The organism is Sulfitobacter sp. SK012, assembly GCF_003352085.1.
Lineage (GTDB): Bacteria > Pseudomonadota > Alphaproteobacteria > Rhodobacterales > Rhodobacteraceae > Sulfitobacter.
This window is the reverse complement of the sequence record NZ_CP025804.1, coordinates 1,007,612-1,029,358: the sequence shown is the minus strand read 5'-3', so window position 1 is coordinate 1,029,358 and position 21,747 is coordinate 1,007,612. Positions and strand designations below refer to the sequence as shown.

The following is a 21,747-nucleotide window of genomic DNA, read 5'->3' as shown; positions in this document are numbered from 1 at the left end:
ATGCGCCTCCTTGCATCGATCTTTACTGCCCTCTTGGCGTTGCCCGTCGCGGCACAAGACACCATGCGCCCGCAAGAAGCAGACCGGCTGTCTCGCTTTGGCGTTGTGGCCGGGGACGCACTGCTGACCGCATTGGCCCATGGATCCCCGCAGGATGTTGCGGCTCTCACAGTTGCCCTCTCAGGCGAGCCGCAAGTTGCCTTTGACCCATCCCTGAGCGGCGAATGGTCTTGCCGCACACTCAAATTGGGCGGCCTTGCACCATTAGTGGTCTATTCCCCATTTAAATGCCGCCTCACGCTCGACAATAGGGGTGTGCAGTTGGAAAAACTCAGCGGATCGCAGCGCACCAGTGGCCGCATCGAAATGCGCGAAGGGCGTGCCGTCTATTTAGGCGTAGGCTTTGTCGCCGGCCAAACCCCGCCGCCTTACGCCGACCTCGCACCCGACTTCAACGGGGACGGCAGCATCTACCCCGATGTGGCCCTGTTTGAGCGTGTCTCAGAAACCCGGGCGCGGCTTATGTTTCCAGTTCCGACGGTTGAGAGCCCGTTTGATATCCTTGAACTTACCCGCTGATTGCCTGCATACCTTATCGCAGGCACCCAAAGGCGCGCACATGTTTAGTACCGGCTCGACACTTTTCTCCTTCCGCGGCCCCTTTGGCGTACCGATTGAAGTACATAGCAGCCTGATATTCCTGATTTTTATCCTGATGGCAGCAGGCAGCTCAGTTGTGGCACTGTTCTACAGCGCCATCTTCATTGTGATGCTGGTCGGCTCCATTTTCCTGCACGAAATGGGCCATGCGTGGGGCTGCCTTGTACAGGGCATACCCGTGCGGCGCGTCGTGATCTTTGGTGGTGGCGGTTTTTGCGAATACGGCAGTTCCCCTTCACATCACGAACAAGAGCTGATCGTGGCTATGGGGCCAATCGTCAACCTAACGGTCTGGGCGCTCGCATCACTGGCATGGCCCTACCTGCCCAACGAAGTCGTTGCTTGGGTGTTTATCGTCTTGGCGCAGATTAACTTGTTTCTGGCCGTCCTCAACATGCTACCCGCACACCCACTCGACGGTGGCAAATTATTTCGGCTTGCCTTGATGCGGTTCCTACCAGCCCAGACAGCCACCCATATATCGGGCCTCGTTGGGTTGATTATCGCGGTTCTATGGATCCCCGCGATGATCTATTCCTTTATCACATATGGGCTGTTGCTGTTCTTCATGCCGTCCATCCGCCTGCATTGGCAAATGCTGAAAGCTTAATCAGTCCGTATTATGCGAACTCGCCCATCTCGAAACCCAGTGCCTTAGCGACGGTAAAGATGTCCTTGTCACCGCGCCCACACATGTTCATGCAGATGATGTGATCCTTAGGCAGCTCAGGGGCCATCTTCATCACATGAGCTAACGCGTGTGACGGCTCTAGTGCAGGGATAATCCCTTCCAGCTCACATGATAGTTGAAACGCCTCTAACGCCTCCACATCCGTGATTGAAACATACTTGGCCCGGCCAATCTCGTGCAGCCAAGCGTGCTCTGGCCCGATGCCGGGGTAATCAAGCCCCGCCGAGATCGAGAAGCCCTCAAGGATTTGCCCATCATCATCTTGCAACAGATAGGTCCGGTTGCCATGCAGCACGCCCGGGCGGCCACCTGTCAACGATGCGCAATGCTCCATTTTGGCATTCACGCCCTTACCGCCTGCTTCAACGCCAATGATGTCGACTTCTTTGTCGTCGAGGAAAGGAAAGAAAAGGCCCATGGCGTTTGACCCGCCACCAATCGCAGCGATCAACGTATCAGGGAAGCGCCCTTCGGCGTCCATCATCTGGGTACGGACTTCTTTGCCAATAATGCTTTGGAAATCGCGGACCATTGCTGGATAGGGATGCGGGCCGGCTACTGTGCCAATGCAATAAAATGTATCGCGCACGTTGGTCACCCAGTCGCGCAAGGCATCATTCATCGCATCTTTCAGCGTTCCACGACCAGATGTCACGGGAATAACTTCTGCCCCGAGCAGGCGCATCCGGAAAACATTCGGGGCCTGACGTTCAACATCGTGGGCCCCCATATATACAACACATTGCAGACCAAACTTGGCACAGACCGTCGCCGTGGCGACCCCGTGCTGCCCGGCACCGGTTTCAGCGATGATGCGTTTTTTTCCCATGCGGCGTGCCAGAATAATTTGGCCCAGCACATTGTTGATCTTATGCGCGCCGGTATGGTTCAGCTCATCGCGCTTCATATACACCTTGGCGCCGCCCAGATGATCAGTCAGGCGTTCGGCAAAATAAAGCGGGCTGGGACGGCCAACATAATGGGTCCACAGATGGTTCATCTCGGCCCAGAAACTGTCATCAGTTTTGGCCTTTTCGTATTCTTCCTGAAGTTCAAGGATCAGCGGCATCAGTGTCTCAGAGACAAAGCGCCCGCCAAAATCACCAAAGCGCCCGTTTTCGTCGGGGCCGGTCATGAAGCTGTTGAAAAGTTCGTTGGCCATTGAAGTGCTCCTGTCGGTCAGAGGGGCATCTTCATAAAAAACGGGCTGAGCGCAAGCCCAACCCGTTCATTCTTGCATCACCTGAGAGGTTTAGCCGCGGCGACGACGTACAATACCCATCAGCATCAGACCACCAGCCAGCAAAGGCAGGCCTGCAGGCAGTGGTACGGCCGCAATCTGCGAACCGGTCAGTATAATTGCATTGCCACCCATCAGCTTATTCTCGAAATCGAAGGTGCCTGAACCACTGATCGCGCCGAAACCGGTTAAGATTTGAGAACATCTACAGACCGATGCTCGCCGTTTCTCTTGGACCCGACACATCAGTGCCCAATGAGAAATACTTGGCATCAGTATTTTTGCTAAAGGATCAGATCTGAATTACGAAACAACGATACCTAAAGTTATATGATATTTTGCTGCCACCCTCATCAGAGCCAAATATCAAAAGTCCAATTGGTTGCTATTTTCCATCGTTCGAGACAGCGCTGAGGAACAACGCGATCTTTTCAGCGTCCTTCACCCCAGGCGCGGATTCGACGCCAGAAGACACGTCAACTTGCCGCGCCCCCGTCAAGTTGACGGCTTGCGCAACATTCTGCGGAGTCAAACCACCAGCCAACATCCAGGGCACAGGCCAGCGCCGGCCGGCGATCAACCGCCAGTCAAATGCCAGGCCATTCCCACCGGGTAGATCAGCCCCTTTTGGCGGTTTGGCGTCGATCAGAAGTTGGTCAGCCACCTGCGAAAACGCGTCAATCTGCGCTAGATCAACCGCATCAGCGACGCCAATCGCCTTCATCACGGGCAGGCCATAGCGGCGCTTCACGTCGGCCACGCGTTCAGGGCTCTCATGACCGTGCAGCTGCAACATGTCCAACGGCACAGCCGCGGTCAGTGCATCAAGCATGTCATCGTCAGCGTCCACTGTGAGGGCAACTTTGCAAACCCCTGCAGGCGCCGACGCCGCCAACGTTTTGGCAACCGATAGATCAATATTGCGCGGTGATTTGGGGAAGAAAACAAAGCCGACATAACGCGCGCCTGCAGCAACCGCCGCATCAACGCTGGCAGTGTCTCGCAATCCACAAATTTTAACATGAACGTCAGACATGAGGTGCGTTTAGCTGGCTTGATCCAGCAACGCGAGCACTTCGTCTTTGCCTTCGTGCTTTTCGCCGCGCAGACGTGCGATTTCACGCTCAAGTCGGCGCATCTCACGGGCTTGTTTGGCCGCTTCAGCGCGCTGGCCGTATTCTCGGATCCATTCCCATACGAACCCAACAAGCAGACCTGCAACGATACTGCCAAGGATGACCAAGAACAGCGGCAGTTCAACCTGAGGATTTACGGCGAACAAACCAGCAATCTCAGTGGGTAAAATCTTTAGAGGTACAAGCGTGCGGTTGGCCAATGCCACAGAAATAAGCGCGACCGCAAAGATCGCGATACACAAGTAACGTACATAACGCATTAGCTTTTCCCGTTCAGCCGATCACGAAGCAACTTGCCGGTCTTGAAGAACGGCACATGCTTTTCTTCTACATGAACCGTTTCACCAGTGCGAGGGTTCCGTCCAACCCGCGCATCACGTTTCTTTACCGAGAACGCGCCAAAGCCGCGCAGCTCCACACGGTCGCCTTTAGACATGGCACCAGTGATCTCATCAAAGATCGTATTCACGATCCGCTCCACGTCACGTTGGTAGAGATGTGGATTGTCGTCTGCGATCTTTTGGATCAGTTCTGACCGGATCATATGGGTGCCCCCCCGAGACAATGTTTCAAGAAATTGTTGATCGAGTATAGGAAGAAACATGCCACACGGGAATACAAAGTTGCGACCCTTTAGGGCCGATTGCGGGCGGAACTACCTGTATTTTTAGCATTTTTCACCCAAATGCATCGGAATTGGTCATTCACTGACAAAATTCCTTCAACTCGGCCTCTCATCAGCAAACCCGATTCGCACATAGAAAAAGCCCCGCACGTGATGTGCGGGGCTTTGCTTTACCAGACGGTAATCCGTCTTGTTTGAGTTACTCGTCGCCCTTAAGCGCGGCACCCAAGATATCGCCGAGCGATGCGCCGGAGTCTGAGGAACCGTACTGTTCAACGGCCTCTTTCTCTTCTGCAATCTCACGTGCTTTGATCGAAACGCCCAAGCGGTGTGCTTTGGCGTCGACATTGGTGATGCGAACATCAACTTTGTCGCCAACGCTGAAGCGCTCTGGGCGCTGCTCGGCACGATCACGGGACAGATCAGAGCGGCGGATGAAGGCTTTCATGCCCTCGTATTCCACTTCGATCCCACCATCTTCGATAGACGTCACGGCCACGGTCACCACGGAGCCGCGCTTAACGCCGCCCACGGCTTCGGCGAACTTATCGCCACCGACACCTTTGATCGAGAGCGAGATACGCTCTTTCTCAACGTCCACTTCAGAGACGACGGCCTGAACCGTGTCGCCTTTGCGGTAATCTTGGATCGCCTCTTCGCCACGCTGGTCCCAGCTGAGGTCGGAAAGGTGAACCATGCCGTCGATGTCGCCGTCGAGACCAACAAACAGACCGAATTCGGTGATGTTCTTGACTTCGCCTTCGACTTCGGTGCCCTCAGGATGCGTTTCTGCAAACACTTCCCATGGGTTGCGCATTGTCTGCTTGAGACCAAGAGACACGCGGCGCTTGGCACCGTCGATTTCCAGCACCATGACTTCGACTTCTTGCGAGGTCGAAACGATCTTACCGGGATGCACGTTCTTTTTGGTCCAAGACATCTCAGACACGTGAACCAGACCTTCGACACCTGGCTCAAGCTCAACAAATGCACCGTAATCGGTGATGTTGGTTACGCGGCCAGTGTGGGATGATTCGAGCGGATACTTCGCCTGAACCAGATCCCACGGATCTTCCTGCAGCTGCTTCATGCCGAGGGAGATACGGTGTGTCTCTTTGTTGATCTTGATGACCTGCACCTTGATCGTTTCGCCGATGGCGAGGATCTCGGATGGGTGGTTCACACGGCGCCATGCCATGTCAGTGACGTGCAACAAGCCGTCAACGCCGCCCAGATCAACGAACGCACCGTATTCGGTGATGTTCTTAACCACGCCGTCGACCGTCTGGCCTTCGGTAAGGTTGCCGATAACTTCGGCACGCTGTTCGGCACGTGATTCCTCGAGGATCGCACGACGCGATACAACGATGTTACCACGGCGACGGTCCATTTTCAGAACCTGGAACGGCTGCTTAAGACCCATCAATGGGCCCGCATCACGCACGGGGCGCACATCAACCTGAGAGCCGGGAAGGAACGCAACAGCGCCGCCCAGATCAACAGTAAAGCCACCTTTGACGCGGCCAAAGATTGCACCTTCGACGCGCTCTTCTGCGGCATAGGCTTTTTCCAAACGGTCCCAAGCTTCTTCGCGGCGCGCCATCTCACGAGAGATAACCGCTTCGCCTTTGGAGTTCTCAACCTGGCGAAGGAATACTTCGACCACGTCGCCAACTTCGATTTTGGGAGCTTCGCCTGGATCGGCAAATTCTTTTAGCTCAACGCGGCCTTCCATTTTGTAGCCTACGTCGATGATAGCTTGGCCCGCTTCGATTGCGATGACCTTACCTTTGACAACTGAGCCCTCATCGGGCGTGTCCATTTCAAAGCTTTCTTCCAACAGTGCTTCGAAGTCTTCCATAGATGTGTTTTGCGCCATGTAGCGTATATTCCTTCAGCGTTGTTTTCTGGCCGTGCGGTTGTCTCCGCCGGTCTTAGGTTCAATTGATCCATCGGGGCAGTCGGACGCAAAGAAAGAGGGCCGGAACGATCCGACCCTGCCTGAGATTAACGTCCGAAGCTTGTATCCGCCCCTTGAATGCGCCGCGTATAGGCGATTGTGCGGCTTGTCGCAAGGGTCAAGACGCAGCCCAAGCGCGCTGCGCCTATTTTCGCCAATGCTCGGCGATCCATTCAGTAGGCAGCAAGAAACGCCGCAAATGCCGGAAACGACCGCGAACATTGCGCGGGCCGGTCCATGTGCGTTTGATATGCTCCCAGCGGCCCACGGCCGGGACTTCGCTCCACCATCGGCCTGCAAGCGCATCGGGTGGGTTTGGCGTTGCAGGGAACAGGATTACCCGCGCATCCCGTGGCAAACGAGGCGCAAACAGATAGTTCATCGGAAAGAGCGGAATGCACTGCGTGCGAAAATGCCGGACCCACGGCTTTGGCCAAAACGTCACGCCACCGGGGGCATTTTGGGTCACAAAACGCTGCTCGAAAATGTATTTATCCGCGGTTCCCTGCGGATCAGCCGCGAACTTTTCCAATAGAGGCGCCAGTTTTCCCACCGGATAGCGAAAGATTGATGTTTGCCCCAACCGCTCAAACGGGGTGGTTGGGTTGCGGGCAAGAATCACGTCATTTGGATCGCCATGTTCGAAAAAATCATCAAGGCTGCCGGTGATCACCAAATCAAGGTCCAGAAACAGCACCGCGCCCGACACGCCCTCAAGCGTTTCACTCCAAAGCCTGCATTTTGGCCAAATGCCTTTGGATGTGGGCATCTTGATGTCCACCACTGGTAAATCACGGCAGATCACCTCAGGGCGCACGTCCTTTGTGCTGTCGGTAAAGCAGGTAAAGGTAAAGTCACCGGTGATATTACGCGCCGCCATCCCATAAAGACGGTTGATGTAGGGCGCTCCGTACTTGGATCCCCAGTTGATACAAATGATCTGCTTTTTCATGCCTGGGCCCTTTGGTTTCTCCCCGGCAAACTCCTTGGAGAAACAGCAAAGGTCAAGCTGGTATACACTGCAATCTCGCACGCATCGCGATCCACTTGGGAAAGGTCTCGATCACGTCTCGCCCAAGGCTAGCGCTTAAAGCGCCTCGCCCTTCTTTTTAAGTTCATCGAAGAGCTTTTGATAAATCCCGTTGGAATCGCCGCCACCAAAGACCTGCGCGCCGCCCGAATAGGCTGCGCCATAGCTGCGTGCGACTTCAATGGTTTGAACCAACCCAGACAGCAGTTGATCCTTTTCCAGCGGCGACAACGGATGAATGAAAACGCCCCATACCCGGCCATGTGCAACTGCATAGCGCGCATCTAGCGCCGTATCGAAATTGGCCTGCATCAGGCGCAGCAACTCTTCTGACGACAACCCCTCAGAGCTTGCAATGGGCACCATCGCGCGCATCCGGTCAGCCGTGGCATCTGCAATAATGATCACCGGAATACCGTCCAGCGTAAATTCCAAAGACGGCCCGCGTGCAATAACGTCAGGGTCAATCGCTTGGACGATACCCGCTAATCGCTGCAAGGTCATCCGCGGCTCTTGAGCGATCTCAGGAACGGCGTCGGGAGCCACCTGTGTATCTTGCGCCATGGCTGTGGCGCTCCATACGGTCATGGCCAACGTGGTGAATAGAAATCTCATCATAGGGCTGCCCCTTTTGCATTAAACTCCGCTCAAGCCTAGGACAGCGTCGTCTGTAATACCACGCACGCTTGGGTGAGCGCACGGCGGTATGCAGTCACGTGATGCAGCCAGCATTTGTAGAGCACCGGTGCCGGCCGAGGTGAGGTGAGGTTTTCTATGCGCCCTTGGCTTCGACCAACGCTACAGCCGCAGCGACCGCATCCTCAATCGCCATATCAGAAGTATCGATCTCGATCGCATCCGCGGCGGGCTTGAGCGGCGCATCAGCACGGCCCATGTCGCGCGCGTCCCGGTCCTGCACATCTGCAAGCACTTCGTCAAAGCTTTGCGCAAGCCCCTTGACCGACAGCTCGGCAAATCGACGCCTCGCTCGGACCTCTGCACTGGCTGTCACAAACAGCTTTACGTCTGCCTCTGGGCAAATCACCGTACCGATGTCACGCCCATCCAACACGGCCCCACCAACACGTGCAGCAAAACTGCGCTGAAAATCTACCAAAGCGGCTCGAACGGCTGGCAGAGCCGCAACTTTGCTCGCAGCCTGCGCCACTTCGGGCCGACGCAACGTGTCATTGTCCAAATCATCAGCCATCAATGCCAGCGCCGCGGCCAACGGCTCCGCGCCCTCAAGAACTTTGGCCCCAACAGCACGGTACAAAAGCCCCGTATCCAGATGCGCAAAGCCAAAATGCAAGGCGACCGCTTTTGAAATCGTACCTTTACCTGCCGCTGCTGGCCCGTCGATGGAAACCGTAAAGCCCATACTCATGCCGTGTCGCGCGAAACCTGCGCTCCAAGCTTGGCCATCAATGGTTCAAATATCGGGAAGGACGTGGCGATCGGGCCGCCGTCATCCACGCTTACGGGCGCATTGGCGGCCATTCCAAGGATCAGAAACGACATCGCAATTCGGTGATCAAGGTGGCTTGCACAGACAGCGCCGCCTGCCACGTTCCCGTGCACAGCGCCTGTGACCGTCCACCAATCTGGGCCATCCTCGACCGTGATGCCATTGGCGCGAAGGCCTGTGGCCATTGCATCAATCCGATCGCTTTCCTTCACACGCAGCTCTTTGACGCCGCGCATCACCGTTTGCCCCGCGGCAAAAGCCGCGACAACGGATAGCACAGGATACTCATCAATCATGCTCGCCGCGCGAGCGGGCGGCACCTCGATGCCTTTCATGTCGGGTGAGAACCGCGCCCGCAGATCGGCAACAGGTTCGCCGCCCTCTTCGCGTTCATTTTCATAAGTAAGATCCGCGCCCATCTCACGCAGCGTGGTAAACAGCCCAGCCCGCGTTGGATTCAACCCGATCCCTGGGACCAACACATCTGACCCGGGCACGATCAAAGCCGCGCAAACCGGAAAAGCCGCTGACGAAGGATCTCGCGGGACGTCAATATGCTGTGCTTGCAACTCAGGTTGGCCCGTTAGCTTGATTTCACGCCCTTCAGCCGTCTCAACAACGGAAATTTCAGCACCAAATCCCGCCAGCATCCGCTCCGTATGATCTCGTGTCGCTTCTGCTTCGATGACCACGGTCTGGCCGGGGGCATTGAGCCCAGCCAACAAGACCGCTGACTTCACCTGCGCCGAAGGCACCGGGACCGTATACCGAACCGGCACCGGATCAGCGGCACCAACAACCGTCATTGGCAAACGCCCACCAGTCCGGCCAACAGCCTGCGTACCAAACAACGCCAACGGGTCCGTCACCCGCGCCATAGGCCTGCCATTCAGACTTGCGTCCCCAGAAAAGGTCGCAGCAATCGGCGAGGTCGCCATTGCGCCCATGATCAACCGGACGCCCGTACCAGAATTCCCGCAATCAATGACGCCATCAGGCTCTGCGAAACCGCCAACACCAACACCGATAACAGACCAACGCCCGCCGCCGTGATCGGTGACCTCAGCCCCAAACGCACGCATCGCGCGCGCCGTATCCAGCACGTCTTGCCCTTCGAGTAACCCAGTAATTGTTGTCTCTCCGATGCACATCGCGCCCAAGATCAGGCTGCGGTGCGAGATCGACTTGTCGCCGGGCACCTGCGCTTCACCTTTAAGGGGACCGCAGGCCCGCGAAGTCATGGGGATGGGTGCGCCGTGGCTGGACATGTCAGGTACCTCTCAAAATGTTGCCACGTCTTAGCCCAGCCTCCTGCGCCCGTCCATGGCAGCCGCAGCAGTGCGCGTATCAGATGCGCCGGAACGTCAAATAATGTGGCACGCGCCCCTCGCGCAGGGCTTTTTGCTCGTACCGGGTCGATATCCAATCATCCCATGGCTTGCGCCAGTCGTCTGGCCCTTCTGCAAGCCATTCAAACCCCTGCCGCGGCACCTCTTCGAGCGTCTGGCGCACGTAATCTTCAATGTCCGTCGCTACGCGAAAAATGGCACCGGGGCGTAGTACGCGGTGCAAAGGCTCCAAATGCTCAGGCGTCACAAAGCGGCGACGGTGGTGACGCGCCTTTGGCCAGGGATCGGGATAGAGCAGAAACGCTCGGTCAATCGAAGCCGCAGGCAACACATCAAAAATGTCGCGCACATCACCGGGATGCACCGCAACGTTGTTGACCCCTGCCCGCCTGATCTTGCCTAGTAGCATGGCCACACCATTAAGGTATGGCTCGCAGCCGATGATGCCCACATCCGGGTTTAGCCCGGCTTGATGCACCATATGTTCGCCGCCCCCAAAGCCGATTTCCAGCCACGTGGGCCGCCCGCCAAAAAGACCGTCTAGGTCCAATGGTGTCCGTGTCGGGTTCGCCTCCCAGTCCACGGGTCCCGGTGACAAAGCATCGAGATCCTCTGCAATATAGCCCTTTTGCGACGGCTTGAGGCTCTTGCCCTTGAGGCGACCATAGAAATTTCGGCGGGGACGTTGGGGATGTGACATAGCCCGGCCCTTTACCCTGCGCATTGGCCTACTGCAACGCCGTTCATTTCGGTTTTACCTGCGACGCCCTATCGTAGGGCCTAACCCTAGCGTTGAGGCTTCCAGGACCCCTGATTTGGCCCGCAGCACTTTCAAAGCAGCCCCAGATGCCGGCGGCCCGTATATTGATGGTGGAAGGCCAGCGTTTTGACAGGCGCCGGCTTGCCCGATTCTGCTCGGGATTAGAGTTTTAAAATGAAGAGCGGAAAAGCGCGGTCACATCGGGCGCTCCAGTATGCGAAAAAGGGATTTTCTCGTTGAATTAGAATATTTGGAGGCAATGATCAGGTCTTCATGAAAGACCCAAACACCCCCGCAACCACACCGCAGGGCTGTGCTGTCGCCCTACGAGCCCACCAAACATTAGAATACTCCAGTCTCAGACAGAAAAGAGGCGCAGCTTTCGCCACAACTCTTTTCAATAAAATCAGAAGTAATAAGCCAGCTTAGACAGCAGCCTTTAGCGCATCGACCAGATCAGTCTTTTCCCAGCTAAACCCGCCATCCGCTTCAGGTGCGCGGCCAAAGTGGCCATACGCTGCCGTACGCTCATATATCGGACGGTTCAGTTGCAAATGCTCACGAATGCCGCGCGGCGTGAGGTCCATGGTCTTGCCAATCGCCTCTTCAATTACTGCATCCGGAACGTCCGAGGTGCCGAAAGTGTCACAGTAGATCGACAGCGGCTTGCTGACGCCAATCGCATAAGAAAGTTGGATCGTGCATTTGCTGGCCATGCCCGAAGCCACAACGTTCTTTGCCAAATACCGGGCTACATAGGCTGCTGAGCGGTCGACCTTGGTCGGGTCTTTACCGGAAAAGGCACCGCCACCATGCGGCGCTGCACCACCGTAAGTGTCGACGATGATCTTGCGCCCTGTCAGGCCCGCGTCGCCATCAGGGCCGCCGATGACAAAAGTTCCAGTCGGGTTCACCCACCATTCGGTTTCATTGGTGACCCAACCTTTTGGAAGGACTTCAAGAATATACGGCTCAACGATGGCGCGAATGTCAGCACTGGTCTGAGCACTATCGGAGTGCTGCGTCGAGAGCACGATAGACGACACACCAACGGGCTTGCCGTCTTCATAACGCACCGAAAGTTGGCTTTTTGCGTCTGGGCGCAGCGTCGGCTCGGTGCCGTCTTTGCGCACCTCGGCCAAGCGGCGCAGAATAGCGTGGGCATAATGAACCGGCGCAGGCATCAGCTCTGGCGTTTCTGTAGTGGCGAAACCAAACATGATACCCTGATCACCAGCGCCTTCATCTTTGCTGCCTGAAGCATCAACACCCTGGGCAATATGAGCGGATTGCTCATGCAGCAGGTTGGTAATTTCGCAGGTCGCGTGATGGAATTTGTCCTGCTCGTACCCGATGTCTTTGATACAGGCGCGCGCGATATCTTCAATCTTGCCCATATATTGGCTCAGCTTGTCCTTATCCGACAGGCCAACTTCGCCACCGATCACGACACGGTTGGTCGTGGCAAAGGTTTCAGCGGCAACCCGCGCTTCGGGTTCTTCAGCTAGAAAAGCATCAAGGACGGCGTCACTGATCCGGTCACAAACCTTGTCAGGATGGCCCTCGGATACGGATTCCGAGGTGAAGGTATAATTCTTGCGGGACATATCGTGCTCCAGTACTAAGATGTATCGCCACGTCAGGAAGCCGTTGTGGCAAGCTCCGCAGGGCTTAGCCATGTAACCTTAAAGGGTCAATCAGAATCCCTGCGCCGCGCTAAAGTGCCGCCGACCAGCAGGCCAAGAAGCAACAGAACCGCTAGTGGCATGTCTCCCCAACGGCTATAAAGCGTCGCGCTGCGCGGTTTTGGTAGCACAGCATCGACATAACCTGCCGTGTTTAGAGCGAGCGAATGGGTCACGCGCCCCCAAGGGTCGACCATGGCAGAGATGCCGGTGTTGGCGCTGCGTGCAAGCGGCACACCTTGTTCAATCGCCCGCATCCGTGCCTGCGCCAGATGCTGCTCGGGGCCTGCCGCACGGCCAAACCACGCATCATTCGTAACCTGCACAATAAGATTGGGGCGCGTCGGTGCAGCATTCACATCATGGGCAAAGACCGCCTCATAACAGATGAGCGGCAACACCGGGCCGATCCCCGGCACCTCAATCACCACAGCGCCCGGCCCGGCGGAATAACCGTTGCCTTCTTGGGCCGCCAACCCATGAATTCCAAACTTAGCCGCCAGCTCACCCAGCGGCATATATTCACCAAAGGGCACGAGGTGGTGTTTGTCGTAGGTTTGGGCAATTTCGCCCTGAGGGCCAAGCAACACCAGCGAATTGAAAAACCGGGTCTGCGTACGGCGTTGCACGCCCAAAATTACAGACCGGCCAGCTGCAGAAAAACTGATCTCCTCCACCACATTCTGCGCCAAATCCAGCGGCCACGGAATTGCGGTCTCGGGCCAAATCACCAGAGACGGCTCTGGCATCTCTCCGGTTGGAGGGGCTGCCGTATACGCAATCTGGCGGCGGTAGAACATTTCGAGTTTTTCGGGGTCCCACTTTTCGCGCTGTGCCGAGTTGGGTTGGATAAGGCGCACAACTTGATCCGTCAGCGGTGCGGGCTCAATTCGCGGCGGCAAGACCAAGAGCGCAATACTCGACAGGGCCAGCGCCACCTGGCCGGCCAATAATGCAGGACGGCCTGTCGCGCGCAAAGACAAGATCACCGCAGTCGCCACCAGCCAAAGGGTCATCGCGTAAGGCCCCACCAAAGCCAGCCCCTGCCCGGCCTTCACATCCACCATGGCCTGCGCAAAATTGGCCCAGGGAAATCCGGTAAAGATATACGCGCGAACCAACTCAGCTGCGGGTAAACACAATATCAGCGGCCACTGTCGCCGTGACATAAGCCGCGCGCCCCAGAAGGCGGCGCCCCAAAACAGCGCCATTCCTGCCGCCAAGAATACCAACGCAAAAGGGGCCATCCAGCCGTGCCGGGCCACATCAATGAGAAATGGTGAAACGATCCAATGCAGTGCCACGCTGAAATAGCCGAAACCAAAGACCCAGCCATAGGCAGCCGCCCGCCGGGGCACCCGGATCGACCGCCCCCACCGGATCGCAACCACCAATGCCACCAGCATCAAGATCGGAATGTCGAAGGGGGCCTGCCCTAAAGCCGCCAGCGCCCCCAGCACAAAACCCGCCAGCAACCGCCGACGTGCCGGCCTGATCATATCGCAGCACCGTCAACACGAACACGAAGCCGCTTGATGCGGCGCGGATCTGCGTCGATTACTTCAAATTCTGGCCCATCAGGATGCTGCACAACCTCGCCGCGCGCTGGCACCCGGCCTGACAACATAATGACAAGCCCGCCTAATGTGTCGATTTCTTCTTCATCAACGTCAGCATGTTTGGTCAACGACCGGCCAATCTCGGCCTCGAAGTCATCAAGCGGTGTCTTCGCCAAAGCCAGATAGCTGCCCGTTTTCTCAAGCGTCCAATAAACCCCTTCGTCGACATCGTGTTCGTCTTCGATCTGGCCGATAACTTGTTCGATCAGGTCCTCGATTGTGACCAACCCGTCCACGCCGCCATACTCATCGATCACCAGCGCCATATGCCGCCGCTCGGCCTGCATCTTGGTTAGCAAAACACCGATGGTCATACTGGGCGGCACAAAGACTAGGGGGCGCAGCATGGTGCGCAAATCGAAATCTTGGGTTTCGCCATTAAAGCCGTGGTTAAGTGCTAGATCCTTCAAATGCGCCAGCCCAACCGGCGTATCGAGTGTGCCATCATAGACTGGCAACCGCGTTAGCCCCGTTTCTTTAAACACCTTCACTAGTTCTTCAAGTGAGCTTGTGACGGGCACAGCCATGATATCCGCTTTGGGGATCGCCACGTCATCGACCCGCATACGGCGCAGGTTGATCATGCCGTGAGTGACCGCACGATCCCCCGCGCTTATGGGTGCCGCATCGGCGTCTTTGCTGTCTGTGGGGCTAAGCGCCTCGATCACCCGGCTAAAAAATCCGCCTGAGCGGCCCGAGCCGTCGGCGTCTGTATCATCTATATCGGGGGTCGTGTCTGCTTGCGCGCTTTGCGCCGCAGCAGAAGGTCCGTCTGTGTCGCCCATTGGGTCCTGTCTTTGTGTTGGGTGCGGGGCGGGCCCGCGAACTATTCTCTATATGGGTCATTAAGACCCAGTTTGCCAAGTATTTCGGCCTCCAAACGCTCCATCAATGCTGCATCTGGATCAGATATGTGATCATATCCCAACAGATGCATCAAACCATGCACAATCAAGTGTGTCGCATGATCGCGCAAAGGTTTGCCTGCCGCGCGTGCCTCAGCGTCGCACGTATCAAAACTAATCGCGATATCACCAAGCTCAATCATCCCGTCGAAACCCAATCCGGGGGCCTTCGGCATGCCTCCCGGAACCTGCGCTCCACGCTCCTCTGACGGCCAACTCAACACATTTGTCGGGGTCGCTTTGCCGCGAAAGTCAGCATTGAGAACCGCTATTTTTGCGTCATCACATGCAAGGATGCCAATTTCAACCAGATCGGAATCAAGCCCCTGATGGGCAAGAGTTGCCGCGCACGCCTCTTCTACGAGGGCTGCGACACCGAGTTTGTTCCAGTTGTGGTCCTGCACGCTCAGCTCAATCTGCACGCTTTTAACGTCTCCTAATATTCCCAACGGCTCGATGTTGTCGTCCGCGGCTTGTGCAATAGTTAAGCTGTGACAACAAGCTCAGGAATGCGCGCCATTGCTGAGCCGGCGAAAAGCAGAGTTTCGCGATTAACGGTGCTCTGCTTCGGCCTCATAGGCCTCAATGATTTCAGCAACCAAGGGATGGCGCACGACGTCTTTTGAGGTGAAGTAGTTGAAGCTGATCTTTGGAATTGCCTTCAACAAGCGCTCCGCATCAGCAAGCCCTGATGGCACACCGCGCGGCAAGTCGATCTGAGTACGGTCGCCCGTCACCACCATGCGCGATCCTTTGCCCAGACGGGTCAGGAACATCTTCATCTGCATCGTCGTAGCATTCTGCGCCTCATCCAGCACAACAAACGCGTTGGCCAGCGTGCGACCTCGCATGAAAGCCAGCGGCGCGATCTCGATCGTCTTTTCCTCACGCAATTTCGCCAGCTGTTTGCCCGGCAGAAAGTCATTCAACGCGTCATAGAGCGGCTGCATATAAGGATCGACTTTGTCTTCCATCGCACCGGGCAGAAAACCGAGGCGTTCGCCGGCCTCAACTGCGGGGCGGCTTAGGATGATTTTGTCGACCTTGCCAGAGATGAACATCGACACCCCCACCGCAACAGCCAAATAAGTCTTGCCGGTCCCGGCAGGTCCAATCCCAAAGACAAGCTCATTGTCAAAAAGCGATTGCACATAAGCTTTCTGCGCGGCCGAGCGCGGCTCAACCCGTTTCTTGCGAGTTTGAATTTCAATTCCGGTGCTGATGGGCATCTCGATCTGATCGCCGGCACGCACACCTGTCCCTGCCGCACTGTTGCCCATGCGCAGAAGGCTATCTACGTCCGCGGGCTCCACCCCGCGTCCTCCCTCAAGACGCGCATAAAGCGCGTTGAGGATAACCGACGCTTGTTCGGTAGCACTCGCATCACCGTGCAAAGAAAGGAGATTGCCGCGCCGCACGATCTGAATCTCAAGCGCCTTTTCCACTGCCGCCAGATACTGATCATAGGGACCACATAGGTCGATCAGCAAACGGTTGTCAGAAAACTCAAGCACACGCTCCGCAGGCGTGTCAGTCACAGGGGCAATTGGGTCGTTGGGTGACAAGGGCAGCTCCTTTAAGGGTCAACCATGAGATAACCCCAGTCTGATGCCGGGACCAGTGGGGATTAAACAAAAAGGGCCAAAGCGCTTCACGCTTCGACCCTTTTGTCATTTTTATGGAACGTCAAATTCAGATCTCGTCGCCAATGAGGCCTGTTCCGCCGCCCTTGAAATCACCAACCGTCTGGGTGGGTGCGGCGATGCCAGAGCAGACGGGCTTGCCATGTTTGTCGAGGCGCGCTGAAAGATAACCTTCGACCCCGTCATCAATGATCCAGTGATCGCAGCCATTGGGATCGACCCAAATACCGGCCTCAAGTTGGCTCAAATGTTTGGAATCAAAACCTCGGTCGACGGATTTGTCAGGACCCTGACGGCCTTCGCAAGCTGCCACCAAAGTGGTCAGGCCGACGATCAGCGTAATTTTTACGAGTTTCATATGCCTGTCCTTCAACGAATACAGAGGATTTCGACGCGACGGTTTTTGGCTTTTCCCGCTGCAGTCTTATTGGAGGCGGCGGGCTGGCGTTCGCCGTAGCCGCGCACATCTGCGATCCGCGCACCAGACTGTTGGGCAACCCGAGCCACTGAATTGGCCCGGTTCAGCGACAGGCGCATGTTATACGCGTCAGAGGCGCTGCTGTCGGTGTGGCCGGTAATGATGTAGGACACCGCGCCAGAAGATTTGAAGAACGAGCGCAAACTGTTCTGGCCTGAGGCTGAAATTCGAGCGCTGTCAGTCGCAAAAAACTGATCGCTTTGCATCACACCACAAACATTGCCCCGCCGGCAAACTGGAATGCCTTGGCGGTTGGTATGCGGCGTCATGAAACCTTCAGCACCATCATCCATCACCCAGTGTTCGCACCCATCGGGATCAACCCAGATCGTTGGTATATACTGGCCCTTATCGCGGCCGCTTTGCGACTTGGTCTGCGCGTCTACGCCCGTTGCCCCGATCGCCACTACAATAGCGAGACTGACCCCAGCAATTGCGCGCGCCGCTTTGAAACATGTGTGTGCCACAGTTTTTTCCTGTCCTGTTCCCCCGCAGAACGACCTTGATCAACTAAGGCACCCCGCACAGACGCAGGTTAGGAAATACTTGCCCTTTAGGGAAGGCGTTTGTGGCACATATAGTGGCTATATGCGTCGCGCTTACTACCTGAGCGGCCCTATTCAAGCGACTTCCCGCGCAAAGCGTGTGTTCTGCTGCCTCTTAGAGTGGCACTGCCGTTAAGGAATTGGTCATCGCTGCGACGATTCTAACACGCGCGATATCGCCAATTGCGTGTCCTGAACCGTCGATATGCACCGCATGAAGATACTCTGATTTACCCAGCATTTGACCCGATTTGCGCCCCGCCTTTTCCACCAGCACCGAAAGCTCTCGGCCAACCATGCTTTCTTGAATGGCGCGTTGCTGGCGGGTGATCAAGGCTTGCAAACGTTGCAGCCTCTCGTCCGCCTCGGCAGGATCAATCTGAGGCCGCTCCGCTGCAGGTGTCCCGGGACGTGTCGAGTATTTGAAGCTGTACGCATAGCTATAATTCACCGCCTCAACCAGATCGAGGGTCGCTTGGAAATCCTCTTCGGTCTCTTCCGGGAAACCTACGATGAAATCACCCGACATCATGATATCGGGGCGCACTTTGCGGATGCGTTCAATCAACTTGAGATAGCTTTCAGCCGTGTGGCTGCGGTTCATGCGCTTCAGAATGCGGTCACTGCCAGATTGGACGGGCAAATGCAGATAAGGCATCAGCTTGGGCGTGTCGGCGTGGGCTGCGATCAGGTCATCATCCATGTCGTTGGGGTGGCTGGTTGTATAGCGAATGCGCTCCAGCCCGTCGATCTTGTCCAGCGCGCGAATGAGTTCGGCCAGCGTCATGCCGCCGTGATAGGCGTTAACGTTTTGGCCCAAAAGCGTAACCTCGCGCACGCCGCGCTCCACCAGATCCTGGGTTTCTTGCAGCACCCGTTCCGCAGGGCGCGATACTTCTGAACCGCGTGTATACGGCACAACGCAAAACGCACAGAACTTGTCGCAGCCTTCTTGAACGGTCAAAAACGCGGCCGGTGCCCGCTTGGCTTTGGGGCGCGCCTTGAGGTGCTCAAACTTGTCCTCTTCGGGAAAGTCAGTATCCAGCGCGGTTTGACCAGTGCGCGTACGGGCCTCCATTTCGGCCAGACGGTGGTAGGATTGGGGCCCGACAACCAAATCAACGGCAGGCTGGCGGCGTATGATCTCTTCGCCCTCGGCCTGGGCCACACAGCCCGCAACACCGATCTTCAGGTTTGGATTCAAATCCTTAAGAGGCTTCATCCGGCCCAGCTCGGAGTACACTTTTTCAGCTGCCCGTTCCCGGATGTGGCAGGTGTTCAGCAAAATCATGTCAGCGTCTTCGGCTCGGCCTGTCGCCACATAGCCCTGCGTGCCCAATTCCTCGGCCATTCGCTCGCTGTCATAGACGTTCATTTGACAGCCATAGGTCTTGATAAACAGCTTTTTTGGAGTCGTCATGGCGTGGCCTTCGTACATTTGGGGGTATGCTTGCGCGTATCAGGGGCGCGCGCGTCTTGCAATGCACGCCGAATTAACCGATTCTGCGCAAAACTTAGCAGATGCAGGAACCGATGCACCACACTGGACTGGACAGTTTTATTGCCCAAGGGTCGGCGACCCTCGCAGATGGCCCCATCGCAATTGTGCTGGTGGAGGACGAGGTCGAAGTTGACACAACCTTGCGCCACCACATCCAATGTGGCTTTGCGCAGGTGCTCGCGCTGATGCCGTCCAGCTTTACATTGGCCCGCGATCTCGAAGAAACGGTGCAGCGTATCGACTATAACATGTCCGCAGACGGCGCGATGGAAAAGGCCATCAACCGCTTGATCGCCGCCGCCCCCGGGCAATGGTTTTACTACTGTTTTAACGCGGAATACCTGTTCTTTCCATTCTGCGAGACGCGGTCGGTCATCGAACTTTTGGGCTTTCACATCGAAGAACGTCGCGATTCAATGTTGAGTTATACGGTCGATTTATATGCTGATGATCTGGCGCAATATCCCGACGCTGTGTCTCTGGAAAACGCGCATTTGGACCGTTCAGGCTATTACGCGTTGGCCCGCCCAGACATCGCGAACCACAATCATCCCAAAGAACGCCAGCTTGATTTCTTTGGGGGCCTGCGCTGGCGCTACGAAGAACACGTCCCTCCGACCCGGCGCAAAATCGACCGGATTGCTTTGTTCAAAGCCAAGCCCGGACTGACCATAAGCGCGGATCACACCTTTTCCGAAGAAGAATACAACACATTTGCCTGCCCTTGGCATCACAATATCACCGCAACGATTTGCTCATTCCGCACGGCCAAGGCCCTCAAGCGTAATCCCGGCAGTAAATACGATATCGAAACCTTCAAATGGCACAATTCGGCACCCTTTGAATGGCATTCGCGCCAGCTGCTGGATTTAGGTTTGATGGAATCAGGACAATGGTTCTAGGCGCTTAGTATTGCGGCGGCGCTTCTACGACCGGGCGGTTAATCTTGGTCCGGCTTTGCGGCAAACTACTTGCCGCAACTCGGGCGACTTCTTCCGTTGGGATCGTCAATCCCATGACACGGGCGGTCAAGTTGATGGCATTATCCAGCACCAAAGCACGGAATTCAGGCTGGGTGCGCATCGTCACCATGAACCCCAGCACCAGCACAATCCCAATGGAACGTCCCAAAATCCGCGCAAAACGTGCGCGGCCCATGCGCGCAAGCGTTCGTTGCTCTTTATATGTCTCAGAAAAACTCATGCGCCGACTTCACCTGCTGATCCGGGCCAAAACAGGGCAATACTGCGGAAATCTCGGCACAGAGTTCAAATTTCGGGAAATACCGCTCGAAAGACCGGCAACTGCGTTCTATGAAACGCAATGGATACCCCACAGACTTTCGAGATTTTTCTGGTCGCCTCTCCCGGCTTTGAGCAACTGTTATGCGACGAAGCCCTTCGCCGCGGGTTCGACACCGCAACAGCAGGACCCGGCGGAGTGACGATCCAAGGCGGTTGGCCCGACGTCTGGCGCGCCAATCTGGTTTTGCGTGGAGCAACACGTGTGCTTGCCCGTATTGGCAGTTTTATGGCCTTCCATTTGGCCCAACTCGACAAACGCTCGCGCAAGTTCCCTTGGGGAGATGTGCTGCGTGCGGATGTGCCGCTGCGGGTACAAGTGACGTGCAAAGCATCCAAAATCTACCATGCCGGGGCCGCCAGTCAGCGCATTGAGACGGCCTTGCGCGAGAACTTTGGCGCGACCATCACGCCCGAAGCTGAAATGGTGCTGAAGGTGCGCATTGACGACAACGTTGTGACACTCAGCCTCGATACCTCTGGCGAAAGCCTGCACAAACGTGGCCACAAAGAAGCTGTCGGCAAGGCTCCTTTGCGCGAAACGCTCGCGGCGATGTTGTTGCAGCAGGCAGGCTTTACCGGGAGCGAACCGGTTGTGGATCCGATGTGTGGCTCCGGCACTTTCATTATCGAAGCCGCAGAAATTGCCACGGGCCTCTACCCCGGTCGCACCCGGCGCTTTGCGTTTGAGGATTTGGCGAGCTTTGACCCGGTTAAGTGGGAAGCGATGAAAGTCCAAACGCCTCGTCCCTGCGACCTGCGCTTTACTGGATCGGACCGCGATGCTGGTGCTATCCGCATGAGCATCGCCAACGCGACACGCGCAAACGTCGCCCACCTGACCGACTTCACTTGCCAAAGCGCCGGAGAACTGACCCCACCAGAAGGCCCCCCCGGCCTCGTGATGGTGAACCCTCCTTACGGCGCGCGTATCGGCAATAAAAAACTACTTTACCCGCTTTATGGCAACCTTGGCCAAACGCTGCTCAGCCGTTTTAAGGGCTGGCGAGTCGGGCTGGTTACGTCAGAGCCGTCTTTGGCCAAAGCCACCGGCCTGCCCTGGAAACCACAAGGCCCGCCCATTGCCCATGGCGGCATGAAAGTGTGGTTCTGGGAGACCGGGGTTTTGCGGTAACGGCGTAGCGTTGATT

Annotated in this window: 24 protein-coding genes and 1 riboswitch; of the genes, 4 read left to right on the top strand and 20 right to left on the bottom strand. The window is 56.5% G+C overall.

The genetic code is table 11. The features are described from left to right. Together C1J03_RS05210 and C1J03_RS05205 are read left to right on the top strand one after the other, a co-directional pair. Positions 1 to 579: a DUF4893 domain-containing protein gene (locus C1J03_RS05210; protein WP_114884368.1), complete on the top strand. Its 579-nt coding sequence runs from the start codon at positions 1 to 3 to the stop codon at positions 577 to 579. 40 nt (positions 580 to 619) lie between these two features. Next, positions 620 to 1,270 carry a site-2 protease family protein gene (locus C1J03_RS05205; protein ID WP_162798448.1) on the top strand — a complete coding sequence of 217 codons (651 nt, stop codon included), beginning with the start codon at positions 620 to 622 and terminating at the stop codon, positions 1,268 to 1,270. Positions 1,271 to 1,280: 10 nt separating this feature from the next. Here C1J03_RS05205 and trpB read toward each other — a convergent pair whose 3' ends face one another. The 19 genes from trpB to miaB all read right to left on the bottom strand — a co-directional run bounded on the left by trpB (position 1,281) and on the right by miaB (position 19,214). Continuing rightward, on the bottom strand, positions 1,281 to 2,513 hold the full coding sequence (trpB, locus tag C1J03_RS05200) for a tryptophan synthase subunit beta (RefSeq protein WP_114884364.1): 1,233 nt from the start codon (positions 2,511 to 2,513) through the stop codon (positions 1,281 to 1,283). A gap of 90 nt (positions 2,514 to 2,603) precedes the next feature. Beyond that, positions 2,604 to 2,726 (bottom strand): hypothetical protein, encoded by a 123-nt coding sequence (locus tag C1J03_RS25935; RefSeq protein ID WP_302661615.1) that lies wholly within the window; start codon positions 2,724 to 2,726, stop codon positions 2,604 to 2,606. A gap of 250 nt (positions 2,727 to 2,976) precedes the next feature. Then, positions 2,977 to 3,627 (bottom strand): phosphoribosylanthranilate isomerase, encoded by a 651-nt coding sequence (locus C1J03_RS05190; RefSeq protein ID WP_114884360.1) that lies wholly within the window; start codon positions 3,625 to 3,627, stop codon positions 2,977 to 2,979. 9 nt (positions 3,628 to 3,636) lie between these two features. Beyond that, positions 3,637 to 3,987, bottom strand: a complete 351-nt coding sequence (locus tag C1J03_RS05185; protein WP_114884358.1) for a lipopolysaccharide assembly protein LapA domain-containing protein — start codon at positions 3,985 to 3,987, stop codon at positions 3,637 to 3,639. Then, positions 3,987 to 4,271 (bottom strand): integration host factor subunit beta, encoded by a 285-nt coding sequence (ihfB, locus tag C1J03_RS05180; protein WP_114888855.1) that lies wholly within the window; start codon positions 4,269 to 4,271, stop codon positions 3,987 to 3,989. Before ihfB ends, C1J03_RS05185 begins: the two co-directional genes overlap by 1 nt. Before the next feature lie 280 nt (positions 4,272 to 4,551). Continuing rightward, the gene (gene rpsA / locus C1J03_RS05175; RefSeq protein ID WP_254694179.1) at positions 4,552 to 6,231 is read right to left on the bottom strand and encodes a 30S ribosomal protein S1; all 1,680 of its coding nucleotides are present in this window, start codon (positions 6,229 to 6,231) and stop codon (positions 4,552 to 4,554) included. A gap of 226 nt (positions 6,232 to 6,457) precedes the next feature. Further along, positions 6,458 to 7,264, bottom strand: coding sequence for a glycosyl transferase (locus C1J03_RS05170; RefSeq protein ID WP_114884356.1), 807 nt, complete (start codon positions 7,262 to 7,264; stop codon positions 6,458 to 6,460). Between the two features lie 135 nt (positions 7,265 to 7,399). Beyond that, positions 7,400 to 7,960 carry a hypothetical protein gene (locus C1J03_RS05165; RefSeq protein ID WP_368073920.1) on the bottom strand — a complete coding sequence of 187 codons (561 nt, stop codon included), beginning with the start codon at positions 7,958 to 7,960 and terminating at the stop codon, positions 7,400 to 7,402. A 154-nt stretch (positions 7,961 to 8,114) separates the two neighbouring features. Further along, positions 8,115 to 8,723 carry a (d)CMP kinase gene (locus C1J03_RS05160; RefSeq protein WP_114884354.1) on the bottom strand — a complete coding sequence of 203 codons (609 nt, stop codon included), beginning with the start codon at positions 8,721 to 8,723 and terminating at the stop codon, positions 8,115 to 8,117. A gap of 2 nt (positions 8,724 to 8,725) precedes the next feature. After that, positions 8,726 to 10,078: a 3-phosphoshikimate 1-carboxyvinyltransferase gene (gene aroA, locus C1J03_RS05155; protein ID WP_114884352.1), complete on the bottom strand. Its 1,353-nt coding sequence runs from the start codon at positions 10,076 to 10,078 to the stop codon at positions 8,726 to 8,728. Between the two features lie 79 nt (positions 10,079 to 10,157). Further along, positions 10,158 to 10,859, bottom strand: a complete 702-nt coding sequence (gene trmB / locus C1J03_RS05150; protein ID WP_174234440.1) for a tRNA (guanine(46)-N(7))-methyltransferase TrmB — start codon at positions 10,857 to 10,859, stop codon at positions 10,158 to 10,160. Positions 10,860 to 11,344: 485 nt separating this feature from the next. After that, on the bottom strand, positions 11,345 to 12,526 hold the full coding sequence (gene metK, locus C1J03_RS05145) for a methionine adenosyltransferase (protein WP_114884348.1): 1,182 nt from the start codon (positions 12,524 to 12,526) through the stop codon (positions 11,345 to 11,347). A gap of 4 nt (positions 12,527 to 12,530) precedes the next feature. Then, positions 12,531 to 12,581, bottom strand: a riboswitch (SAM-SAH riboswitch). A gap of 31 nt (positions 12,582 to 12,612) precedes the next feature. Next, entirely contained in the window at positions 12,613 to 14,103 is a 1,491-nt protein-coding gene (lnt, locus tag C1J03_RS05140; RefSeq protein ID WP_114884345.1) for an apolipoprotein N-acyltransferase, read from the bottom strand. Further along, positions 14,100 to 15,008 (bottom strand): hemolysin family protein, encoded by a 909-nt coding sequence (locus C1J03_RS05135; protein ID WP_114884343.1) that lies wholly within the window; start codon positions 15,006 to 15,008, stop codon positions 14,100 to 14,102. The genes lnt and C1J03_RS05135 overlap by 4 nt, the downstream gene beginning before the upstream one ends. Before the next feature lie 41 nt (positions 15,009 to 15,049). Further along, the gene (ybeY, locus tag C1J03_RS05130) at positions 15,050 to 15,532 is read right to left on the bottom strand and encodes an rRNA maturation RNase YbeY (RefSeq protein WP_441351132.1); all 483 of its coding nucleotides are present in this window, start codon (positions 15,530 to 15,532) and stop codon (positions 15,050 to 15,052) included. 147 nt (positions 15,533 to 15,679) lie between these two features. Continuing rightward, positions 15,680 to 16,693, bottom strand: coding sequence for a PhoH family protein (locus tag C1J03_RS05125; RefSeq protein WP_114884339.1), 1,014 nt, complete (start codon positions 16,691 to 16,693; stop codon positions 15,680 to 15,682). Between the two features lie 127 nt (positions 16,694 to 16,820). Further along, positions 16,821 to 17,129 (bottom strand): hypothetical protein, encoded by a 309-nt coding sequence (locus tag C1J03_RS05120; protein ID WP_114884337.1) that lies wholly within the window; start codon positions 17,127 to 17,129, stop codon positions 16,821 to 16,823. 11 nt (positions 17,130 to 17,140) lie between these two features. Then, a complete protein-coding gene (locus tag C1J03_RS05115; RefSeq protein ID WP_441351131.1) occupies positions 17,141 to 17,650 on the bottom strand; it encodes an OmpA family protein in 510 nt (169 codons plus the stop codon). A gap of 259 nt (positions 17,651 to 17,909) precedes the next feature. Continuing rightward, positions 17,910 to 19,214 (bottom strand): tRNA (N6-isopentenyl adenosine(37)-C2)-methylthiotransferase MiaB, encoded by a 1,305-nt coding sequence (miaB, locus tag C1J03_RS05110; protein WP_114888851.1) that lies wholly within the window; start codon positions 19,212 to 19,214, stop codon positions 17,910 to 17,912. A gap of 113 nt (positions 19,215 to 19,327) precedes the next feature. Between miaB and C1J03_RS05105 the strand changes: the two genes are divergently transcribed. Further along, a complete protein-coding gene (locus C1J03_RS05105) occupies positions 19,328 to 20,197 on the top strand; it encodes a hypothetical protein (protein WP_114884335.1) in 870 nt (289 codons plus the stop codon). A gap of 4 nt (positions 20,198 to 20,201) precedes the next feature. On the opposite strand, the gene C1J03_RS05100 is transcribed toward C1J03_RS05105, so the two are convergent. After that, positions 20,202 to 20,498: a hypothetical protein gene (locus C1J03_RS05100; protein ID WP_162798447.1), complete on the bottom strand. Its 297-nt coding sequence runs from the start codon at positions 20,496 to 20,498 to the stop codon at positions 20,202 to 20,204. Positions 20,499 to 20,618: 120 nt separating this feature from the next. Between C1J03_RS05100 and C1J03_RS05095 the strand changes: the two genes are divergently transcribed. After that, complete coding sequence (locus C1J03_RS05095; protein ID WP_114884331.1) at positions 20,619 to 21,731, top strand: THUMP domain-containing class I SAM-dependent RNA methyltransferase; 1,113 nt, start codon at positions 20,619 to 20,621, stop codon at positions 21,729 to 21,731. The last annotated feature ends 16 nt before the right edge of the window (positions 21,732 to 21,747 follow it).

Bases quoted from the DNA above. Each gene is read 5' to 3' on its own strand.
- C1J03_RS05210 (WP_114884368.1), top strand. From the start codon at position 1: ATGCGCCTCCTTGCATCGATCTTTACTGCCCTCTTGGCGTTGCCCGTC.
- C1J03_RS05205 (WP_162798448.1), top strand. From the start codon at position 620: ATGTTTAGTACCGGCTCGACACTTTTCTCCTTCCGCGGCCCCTTTGGC.
- trpB (WP_114884364.1), bottom strand. From the start codon at position 2,513: ATGGCCAACGAACTTTTCAACAGCTTCATGACCGGCCCCGACGAAAAC.
- C1J03_RS25935 (WP_302661615.1), bottom strand. From the start codon at position 2,726: ATGGGTGGCAATGCAATTATACTGACCGGTTCGCAGATTGCGGCCGTA.
- C1J03_RS05190 (WP_114884360.1), bottom strand. From the start codon at position 3,627: ATGTCTGACGTTCATGTTAAAATTTGTGGATTGCGAGACACTGCCAGC.
- C1J03_RS05185 (WP_114884358.1), bottom strand. From the start codon at position 3,987: ATGCGTTATGTACGTTACTTGTGTATCGCGATCTTTGCGGTCGCGCTT.
- ihfB (WP_114888855.1), bottom strand. From the start codon at position 4,271: ATGATCCGGTCAGAACTGATCCAAAAGATCGCAGACGACAATCCACAT.
- rpsA (WP_254694179.1), bottom strand. From the start codon at position 6,231: ATGGCGCAAAACACATCTATGGAAGACTTCGAAGCACTGTTGGAAGAA.
- C1J03_RS05170 (WP_114884356.1), bottom strand. From the start codon at position 7,264: ATGAAAAAGCAGATCATTTGTATCAACTGGGGATCCAAGTACGGAGCG.
- C1J03_RS05165 (WP_368073920.1), bottom strand. From the start codon at position 7,960: ATGATGAGATTTCTATTCACCACGTTGGCCATGACCGTATGGAGCGCC.
- C1J03_RS05160 (WP_114884354.1), bottom strand. From the start codon at position 8,723: ATGGGCTTTACGGTTTCCATCGACGGGCCAGCAGCGGCAGGTAAAGGT.
- aroA (WP_114884352.1), bottom strand. From the start codon at position 10,078: ATGTCCAGCCACGGCGCACCCATCCCCATGACTTCGCGGGCCTGCGGT.
- trmB (WP_174234440.1), bottom strand. From the start codon at position 10,859: ATGTCACATCCCCAACGTCCCCGCCGAAATTTCTATGGTCGCCTCAAG.
- metK (WP_114884348.1), bottom strand. From the start codon at position 12,526: ATGTCCCGCAAGAATTATACCTTCACCTCGGAATCCGTATCCGAGGGC.
- lnt (WP_114884345.1), bottom strand. From the start codon at position 14,103: ATGATCAGGCCGGCACGTCGGCGGTTGCTGGCGGGTTTTGTGCTGGGG.
- C1J03_RS05135 (WP_114884343.1), bottom strand. From the start codon at position 15,008: ATGGGCGACACAGACGGACCTTCTGCTGCGGCGCAAAGCGCGCAAGCA.
- C1J03_RS05120 (WP_114884337.1), bottom strand. From the start codon at position 17,129: ATGAAACTCGTAAAAATTACGCTGATCGTCGGCCTGACCACTTTGGTG.
- miaB (WP_114888851.1), bottom strand. From the start codon at position 19,214: ATGACGACTCCAAAAAAGCTGTTTATCAAGACCTATGGCTGTCAAATG.
- C1J03_RS05105 (WP_114884335.1), top strand. From the start codon at position 19,328: ATGCACCACACTGGACTGGACAGTTTTATTGCCCAAGGGTCGGCGACC.
- C1J03_RS05100 (WP_162798447.1), bottom strand. From the start codon at position 20,498: ATGAGTTTTTCTGAGACATATAAAGAGCAACGAACGCTTGCGCGCATG.
- C1J03_RS05095 (WP_114884331.1), top strand. From the start codon at position 20,619: ATGGATACCCCACAGACTTTCGAGATTTTTCTGGTCGCCTCTCCCGGC.